At 41.5% G+C, this 8504-nt stretch carries 7 protein-coding genes and 1 pseudogene; 7 read left to right on the top strand and 1 reads right to left on the bottom strand.

Annotated elements, in window-relative coordinates:
* Positions 1 to 3 precede the first annotated feature (3 nt).
* The 5 genes and pseudogenes from HFD99_RS13895 (at position 4) to HFD99_RS13915 (ending at position 4855) form a co-directional block, all read left to right on the top strand.
* Positions 4 to 2457 (top strand): glycogen/starch/alpha-glucan phosphorylase, encoded by a 2454-nt coding sequence (locus HFD99_RS13895; protein WP_016821088.1) that lies wholly within the window; start codon positions 4 to 6, stop codon positions 2455 to 2457.
* 134 nt (positions 2458 to 2591) lie between these two features.
* Positions 2592 to 3200, top strand: a complete 609-nt coding sequence (locus HFD99_RS13900; RefSeq protein WP_016821089.1) for a DUF2062 domain-containing protein — start codon at positions 2592 to 2594, stop codon at positions 3198 to 3200.
* Positions 3201 to 3403: 203 nt separating this feature from the next.
* Positions 3404 to 3695, top strand: a pseudogene (locus tag HFD99_RS25690) (transposase); the annotation flags it as partial.
* A 178-nt stretch (positions 3696 to 3873) separates the two neighbouring features.
* On the top strand, positions 3874 to 4062 hold the full coding sequence (locus HFD99_RS13910) for a hypothetical protein (protein WP_016821091.1): 189 nt from the start codon (positions 3874 to 3876) through the stop codon (positions 4060 to 4062).
* A complete protein-coding gene (locus tag HFD99_RS13915) occupies positions 4055 to 4855 on the top strand; it encodes a Cof-type HAD-IIB family hydrolase (RefSeq protein ID WP_025364715.1) in 801 nt (266 codons plus the stop codon). The genes HFD99_RS13910 and HFD99_RS13915 overlap by 8 nt, the downstream gene beginning before the upstream one ends.
* Positions 4856 to 5052: 197 nt before the next feature.
* Here HFD99_RS13915 and HFD99_RS13920 read toward each other — a convergent pair whose 3' ends face one another.
* Positions 5053 to 5943 (bottom strand): AraC family transcriptional regulator, encoded by an 891-nt coding sequence (locus tag HFD99_RS13920; protein WP_039277189.1) that lies wholly within the window; start codon positions 5941 to 5943, stop codon positions 5053 to 5055.
* Positions 5944 to 6120: 177 nt separating this feature from the next.
* Between HFD99_RS13920 and HFD99_RS13925 the strand changes: the two genes are divergently transcribed.
* Together HFD99_RS13925 and HFD99_RS13930 are read left to right on the top strand one after the other, a co-directional pair.
* A complete protein-coding gene (locus tag HFD99_RS13925; protein ID WP_045243819.1) occupies positions 6121 to 7440 on the top strand; it encodes an MATE family efflux transporter in 1320 nt (439 codons plus the stop codon).
* Between the two features lie 69 nt (positions 7441 to 7509).
* Complete coding sequence (locus HFD99_RS13930) at positions 7510 to 8139, top strand: sugar O-acetyltransferase (RefSeq protein WP_017428360.1); 630 nt, start codon at positions 7510 to 7512, stop codon at positions 8137 to 8139.
* The last annotated feature ends 365 nt before the right edge of the window (positions 8140 to 8504 follow it).

Consider the following 8504-nt stretch of genomic DNA (forward strand, 5'->3'; position numbering starts at 1 on the left):
ACTTTGTTCAGCAATAAAGAAGCATTTAAGCAGGCCTTTCGAGAGCAACTAGTCGGAAGACTGGGTAAACCGATGCAGGAGGCTCAGTCGGAAGACGTATATAAGGTTTTGGGCGGCATGATTCGTGAACAAGTCGGCAAGAATTGGGCAGAAACGAACCAAGCCTACAAAGAAGGACAAGTGAAGCAGATTTATTATTTTTCATTGGAATTTTTAATAGGTCGTCTATTGGGCAGTAATTTGCTGAATTTGGGCGTATTGGATATGGTTCGGCAGGCATTGGGGGAATTGGGATGGAATCTGGAGGAAATCGAGGAACAGGAAGCAGACGCAGGGCTAGGCAATGGGGGTCTCGGCCGTCTGGCAGCTTGCTTCATGGACTCATTAGCATCCCTTGGCTATGCAGGGCATGGCTGCGGGATTCGATATAAATATGGCCTGTTTGAGCAGCGTATTGTAGACGGAAATCAGGTGGAACTGCCGGATTACTGGCTACAGAAAGGGAATGTATGGGAGGAACGTCGTCCTGACAAAAAGGTCGAGGTTCATTTTTGGGGGCGTGTGGAAACTCGTGAACAGGAGGGGCGTCTTGTGTTTGAGACACAGGATGCCGAGACGGTCTGGGCTGTCCCTTACGATATTCCGCTGGTAGGCTATGGTCATGCGCAGGTGAATACGCTACGGATTTGGAGTGCGGAATCCGCGCTTGATCCCGTTCGAGGACCGATTCGAGGCGAGGGCGGATATTACCGCTTTCTCGATTACAATCGATCGGTAGAGTCCATCTCGGCATTTCTCTATCCGGATGATTCCAATTATGAGGGTAAGCTGCTTCGCTTGAAGCAGCAGTATTTCCTCTGCTCGGCCGGATTACAGAGCATTTTGCGTACGTTTGAGAAGCTTCGTTTACCTTACAGTCAATTGCCTGATAAAATAGCACTGCACATTAACGATACCCATCCGACGCTGGTTATACCGGAACTGATGCGTATTTTGATGGACGTGAAAGGCTTGGGGTGGGACGAAGCATGGGATATTACGACACGGACCGTTTCATATACGAATCATACGATATTGAGTGAGGCGCTGGAACAATGGCCCGTCAATATGGTGAGAGAACTGCTTCCTCGGATTTACTTGATCATTGAAGAAATGAACAAACGTTATTGCGCTATGCTATTAGAGCGTTATCCGGGTCAGGACATCAAAATTGGTGAAATGGCGATTATTCACGGTGAACAAATACGTATGGCTCATTTGGCCATCGTCGGCAGCTATAGTGTGAATGGGGTAGCTGCACTGCATACGCAAATCTTGAAGGAACGAGAGATGAAGTCGTTTCATGAATTGTATCCTGACCGGTTTAATAATAAAACAAACGGAATTGCCCATAGACGCTGGCTGATGCATGCCAACCCGGAGCTGGCAAGCTTGTATGATGAGACTATCGGTACACGTTGGAGAACCCGTCCACGCGAACTCATTGACCTGCTTCGCTACAGTGGGGACGAATCGTTCCAAGAACGGATTCAGGTGATTAAGCGAAATAATAAGGTCAGGCTTGCTGAGCATGTGTTTGCAAAACAGGGCGTACGACTGGATACATCCTCCATTTTTGATGTACAGGTCAAACGGTTGCACGGATATAAGCGACAACTGCTCAATATTTTGCATGTGATGCATCTATATAACCAGCTCAAAAGTAATCCTGCGCTGGATGTTACGCCACGCACATTTATTTTTGGCGCGAAAGCAGCCCCTGGTTATTTTCTCGCTAAACAGACGATTAAGCTCATAAATAATGTGGCGGACACGATCAATCGGGATGTAGATGTTAAGGACAAGCTGAAAGTCGTTTTCCTTGAAAATTATTCGGTCTCGCTGGCGGAGCTGATTATTCCTGCGGCGGATGTCAGTGAACAGATTTCTACGGCAGGCAAGGAAGCATCAGGCACAGGGAACATGAAATTTATGATGAACGGCGCGCTCACACTGGGTACATTGGACGGAGCTAATGTTGAAATGCATGAAATGGTAGGCGATGCCAACATGTTCATTTTTGGATTGAAGGTAGATCAGATTGAGGACTACTATCGGAATGGACAGTATTCGGCACGCATAACAGCTAACAGTGATGAAAGATTGCGTGAAGTGCTGGATCAACTGGTAAACGATGCACCTTTTACGCGGCATGAACGGGAATTTGAGGCCATTTATCAATCTCTGATTGATCATAATGATGAATACTTTGTGCTTAAGGATTTTGCAGCTTATGTAGATACGCAGGTTCATATTGAACAGGTGTATCGCAATCCTTCGGAGTGGACACGACGTGCTATTGTAAATATGGCCCATTCCGGGAAATTTTCCAGTGATTGTACAATCCAGCAATACGCGGCTGAGATTTGGGACCTTGTACCTCTATCCAGCGATGTCAATAAGCGAATTGTGTTCTAAAATAGCGAAACAGGCGGAATAGCATTGCTTTTCGAACGCTGAGGGTTATAATGACAGTATAGACTAAGTAAGGATGGGGAGTTATTTGAACTCATTCCTAAACTTGAATTTGTACTGTTGAAGGAGTCCTCCTATTGATAAAGTTCAATCCGAAAAGGCTCAAACCTCATAAATCAAGGAAGAAATACAATGTGTTTCAAAATATATGGCGGGCGATTCGTCTGAATTTTATTAAGCTGTTGCGCGCCCCTGGTGGAGTTAAAAAAATCTCTTTGGGCTTCGCCATTGGCTTTGGCCTGGAGATGATCGTAATTTCCACGGCCTCTCTCGTATACCTCGTGTTTTACCCGATTGTTCGGCTGTCCGGTGGTTCGCTGCCTGCCGCCATTGTGGGTAACGTTGTCGGCAAGCTGACCTTTTTGCCGATTGTACTGATGCCATTCGCCAAGCAACTGGGAGCTTGGATTTATCCATCACATTATCCGGTACATGTCAGGGGCGGTCGACTTCACGAGCATTCTTTTATGGAGCTTTTTCACGGCAACTGGTCTGTATTCAGAGACTTACTGCACGGAGGCCTCCACATCCTGATCGGCATGTCTATTTTCGGTGTGGTGCTGGGCATAATTTCGTATTTTGTCATTCAGGTTCTGTATAACCGTTCGCTGCACAAACGGTTGGAAAAGCGGAAACTGCGTCATGGCGCAGGATTTTCGCCGACCAGATTGCTGAAGAATGGATAATGTTGTACATCAGAAGCTCCTTGAGCCTATCGTTTAGGCCTTGAGGGGCTTCTTTTGGGTTAAGCAAATCTTGACTTTTATGCCACGTCTAAGGATTATGTGTATGTCTCTTTTTGGGATTGACTTGGATGGATATACCATAAAAATATAGAAAAACGAATATACATTCTTAAAAAAGGCACCACTACTGTTGTGGGAAAAATTTACCGTTTGGCGAAAAGATATTGTACTTCTCTAGCATTCTAGACCTGTACAATGGGTAGACTGTGGCTTACAGTATAGCGGACAAGCAAGATACGTCCTTGGTTGTGGATACGCTGAATCAACTTCCAAAACAGACACGCTGCTGCTTCATAGCGTTCAGGGAAGCGTATATACGTCACAGGCTTATCAAGCTGCAGTAAAGGGAAAGGCATAACCATGAGCATGTCCCGTAAAGGAACACCCGCTGATCATGCCCCTATCGAATCGTTTCATTCCACGCTAAAGTCTGATGTACTGAAAATAATTTATTGACATGAAACCAGTTACATATTTTAATCTTGTTTTGTAGCGAGAGATCATAGATAAGCATGTTACCAACTCGTTTTGAATTTTTTTAGATACTTTTTAAACATTCATTATAAAGTATATAAAAAAAGACCTTTATGAACTTCACAGGAAGCGAATACTCATGGGAATATTAGTGGGAATTATATTGACCACATGCATTTTGATAGGTTCGTATTTTATCATCAGCGCAATTGTATATTCGCAAAAAATTCAAATTCTTGTGGAAAACATGCAAGTGAAACACGTAGATCATTTTAATCAAAAGGACAAAAAAGACAAGCAAAAAACTGGAGGGCATAAGTATGATTAAACTTGTAGTCACGGATCTAGACGGAACATTTCTGAACAATAAAAGTCAGTACGATGTCGAACTTTTCAAAAAAGTTTATGCAGAGATGCAGCAAAAAGGAGTCACATTTGTCGCATGTACAGGTAAACAATGTGAACGTGTTGAAAAATTGTTTGACGAACATGGCAAGGGAGTTTGGATACTGGGTGACAGTGCTGCTCGAATTAAAAAAGATGGCCAAGTGGTTAAAGAGTTTAGTATTGATCGGAATCTAGCTCTACAGGCGATTGATCAAATTCAAGACTTCGACAACAATATGACGCTTATTGTATGTGCAAGTGATGCTGCGTACGTTCATTCTTCCATTTCAGAAGATATGTATAAAGTTGTTAAAGGCTCCTATGAACGTGTATTAAAAACAGACTCTTTTGCAAACATAGATAGCCGTTTTATCAAAATCACGGTCTTCGACACGGAGGGGCGAAGTACAGCATTAAGAGCACATGTTGAGAATACGTTGGGTGGACAAATTTATATTGTTGATTCTGAAGCTAGATGGCTGGATATCACGGCATTGCATACGCATAAAGGTGAGACAGTAAAGAAACTGCAAGAAATGTTGGGCGTCACATACGAGGAAACAATGTCATTTGGTGACGGCGAGAATGATGTGGAACTCATGGCAATCGCGAAATACAGCTTTGCAGTGAGTAATGCTTGTGAAAATACTAAAAAGGCAGCAAACTTTATTACTAAGTCAAACGAAGAAAATGGTGTTCTTCTCACGATTCAAAAAATACTGGATTTGCAGTGACCCTTGTCTGTCAAATGGTATTGCATTCTGTAAAAGAGCGGGGCAATGGTGTGATTGCCCCGCTCTTTATTATTTGAGTTGCAGTGCCCGTACTCCTTATTGTTTGAATTTCTATATTACGCTTTTGACAAAATAATATTTGAGTTGAAAGACTGTTGTAATCCATATTATTCCAAAACAGCTTGTATTACTTCCATTCAAGTTGAATCGTTATTCGAAACTTGTTTTCGATAATTTTGCGGAACTACACCCATCTGTTTACGGAAAATGGACGAAAAATAGCTAGCACTTTGAAAACCGCAGGCAAGTGCGATTTCACTAATGGATCTTCGTGTTTCTCTTAACATTTCGCAACTTTTTTGAAGGCGATATTGAGTGACATAGTTGTTGGGCGTCTGGCCCACATATTTGTTAAATAATGTACAGCAACGGCTTCTGCAAACAGCTCCTGCAGATGCGATCTCCTCAAGAGTTATTTTTTGATCATAGTTTTGATGAATGAAACGAGTCATTTCCTGAACATGTGTCAATACTCCAGATTGCCCAGAAATGGGTTGCAAATGATCCCCTATAGTAGCACACAAAGATAAAGCTTGTGATGCCAGACGAAGCGGATTGGGAGGAGTATGGTCCTTGTGCATTTCCTGATAGATTTCTTGAATGGAAAGTAATATTCTTTGCTGCCAATCAATCTGATTTGTAAGCACGACAAAATCATCCATCATTAAACTAAACTTATCCCCCCAGTATGTTTGAACAAATGAAGGCTTCACACCAAGGATAGACGGATGAATGACGATGACAAGGAATAAACAATCGTTGTGGTCTGCAAGAGAATAACCGAAATGCAAACGTTGGCTATTCACAAAAAGTCCATCTCCCTGCTGCAATCGAGTGATAGTTCCATTAACAGAGAAATCCATCGCTCCTTTTAATACGTAGATAAACTCCACGTCCACATGCCAATGCGCTACTGCTGTATGATTGTTAAATTGATGAAGGCTTCCCTTTCTGACGTAAAGTGGTAAATCAGGAATATTATAATTTAAACGTTCTGATAAATCAGAAAACACCTCTAAATTTGTCATCAACAAAATCATCCTTTGAATATATACGATTTTTATAAAATTATAGCCAATTTTAATGGAAATAACAATGATACTATCCTATTCTTATATTGTGGAAATCAACGAGAGGACAGGGTATAGGTGAGAAACCGTATACAATTTAGAGGATCTGGCAGTCGTGATTTTAATCGAGAGTTAATGATGCTCGTCATTCCCATTGCATTACAAAATTTAATATCAGCAACCGTGATATCCGTTGATGTATTTATGCTGGGTATGATTAGTCAATCTGCAATGTCAGCCGTATCACTCGCAGGGCAAATTACTTTTGCATTAACATTGTTTTACATGGGGATGTCAGCGGGGGCAAGTATCCTGACTGCGCAATACTGGGGAAGGGAGGATTTACCAACCATACAGCGCATTCTTAGTATTGCTTGCATGTTCTCCTTTTGTATCTCCATTTTGTTTTTTTTGACTTCCTTCTTTCTTCCAGAGGCACTTATGTATTTATTCACCAATGATACTGAACTGATTCAATATGGCTCTAAGTTTTTACAAATGAATTCCTTTTCTTATCTCGTGATGGGAATATCGCAGATGTATCTCAGTGTGATTAGAAGTATGGAAAATGCAAAACTCAGTGCGTGGATTAGCTCCTTATGTTTGATCTTAAACATTTTGTTCAATGCCTTTTGCATTTTTATTTTATTCCCATCAAGACCCGAACTGGCCATTTCCGCAGTAGCTCTTGCCACGGTTTTAGCACGGATTATTGAACTAGTATGTTGTATGATTCACTCCGTAACCAAGGGGGGCATTCGTTTTCGTTTGCCTGTACGTGATGGCATTCAACGAAATTTATTAAAAGATTTCTTAAAATATACTCTGCCTGTACAGGGGAATTATATTGTATGGGGAGGAGCTCTTACCGCTACGGCTGCAATTATTGGCCATGTGAACTCCGATATGGTAGCAGCTAACTCGATAGCGTCTGTAGTTAAAAACCTAGCAGTTGTTCTCTGTGGAGGCATAGCTACTGGAGGCTCTGTACTTGTTGGAAAGTATTTGGGACAGGGTGACATCGAGAAGGCAAAGCATGCGGGCAACAAAATGTGTTTTTATGCTTTGATATTTGGAGTTATTGCAGGCTGCACGATTCTGTTCATTAAACCATTGGTATACTCCATCGTCAATTTGAATTCAATTGCTCAAAGTTACCTAGATGGGATGCTTTACATTAGTGCGTATTATTGTATGGCTAAATCCTTAAACTCCACAACTATAGCGGGTATATTTACGGCTGGTGGGGATTCCAAATTTGGATTTTGGTGCGACACTGTTGTCATGTGGCTTATTATTCTGCCGCTTAGTTACCTATGTGCTTTTGTTTGGCAAGTGCCGCCTATCTTTTTGTATATCGTCATCAGCTTAGACGAGATGATTAAATTACCCATTGCTTTTATTCGATATCGACAGTTTAAGTGGCTTAACAACATAACTAGAAACTTTGCATAAACCTGATCATAACTAAGGGTTATGCAATTTACTCTAATAAATACAAGCATTTATAAGGGAGAATGTTGCATGAATATCCAAGAACGAATGGCTAGCAAACAATTATTTACAGATCACGATGCTAATTATCCGAAAGAGGCTGCAGAGTTGGCGAAAGCACGCCAGCGTGGTAAGGCAATATGCTATGAAATTAATAATTTGCATCCGGATGATGTTGAAATGCGCAAAACGTTAATGAAACAACTCTTTGCAAGCATTGGAGAAAATGTATGGATGGAGCCGCCAATTCGCATGTCTTATGGTTCAAATACGACCGTAGGAAATAATGTATATATCAATTTCAATCTAACCGTGGTTGACGACTATAAAGTTACGATTGGTAATGATGTCATGTTTGGCCCGAATGTAACGATTGCTGTAACGAATCATCCTGTACATCCAGAAAAGCGCAAAGAAGGCGGGATGTTTGCATTACCAGTGGTCATTGAGGATGGGGCATGGATCGGGAGCGGAGCGATTATTGTTCCAGGAGTCACGATTGGCAAAGGGAGTGTAATTGGTGCTGGTAGTGTGGTAACCAAGGATATCCCTGCGAATGTAATAGCTGTTGGAAATCCATGCAGAGTTCTTCGTGAGATTACGGATCATGATAGAGAGTTCTACTATAAAGACATGCGTTTTGATCAAGTTGAATGGTAAGAAAAAGTGACCAATAGTTTTATAGAATAAAAATACAGCTCACATAAAGTCAAATGGAACCATACAATCTTCGGTCATCTACCTTCTGGAGAGGGGTTTTTCGATGAATATACTTTATTTTTTTCTAACAATAGTTTCCCTTTATTTTGTCATTACAGCAATTGTGCATTCACGCCACACAAACTTGGTAGCCGATAAAATGGAAAAACAGTTTGAACATTACTTTAATGAAGATGCGCATCAAAATGATCAGCATATTGTATCAAATCGATAGCAATGCATTATTAAGCTCCCTCGAAATGATTAAGTTTTCTCACTCAAACTCATGAATTCGCAGGATTTCACCTTTAGTTTAGCGCGAGATA

Source organism: Paenibacillus sp. EKM301P (genome assembly GCF_011800295.1).
GTDB classification, from domain to species: domain Bacteria; phylum Bacillota; class Bacilli; order Paenibacillales; family Paenibacillaceae; genus Paenibacillus; species Paenibacillus polymyxa.

What these genes read in the sequence shown, in the direction of transcription:
- HFD99_RS13920 (WP_039277189.1), bottom strand. Translation starts at nt 5,943, where the DNA reads ATGACAAATTTAGAGGTGTTTTCTGATTTATCAGAACGTTTAAATTAT.
- HFD99_RS13910 (WP_016821091.1), top strand. Translation starts at nt 3,874, where the DNA reads ATGGGAATATTAGTGGGAATTATATTGACCACATGCATTTTGATAGGT.
- HFD99_RS13925 (WP_045243819.1), top strand. Translation starts at nt 6,121, where the DNA reads ATGATGCTCGTCATTCCCATTGCATTACAAAATTTAATATCAGCAACC.
- HFD99_RS13915 (WP_025364715.1), top strand. Translation starts at nt 4,055, where the DNA reads ATGATTAAACTTGTAGTCACGGATCTAGACGGAACATTTCTGAACAAT.
- HFD99_RS13930 (WP_017428360.1), top strand. Translation starts at nt 7,510, where the DNA reads ATGAATATCCAAGAACGAATGGCTAGCAAACAATTATTTACAGATCAC.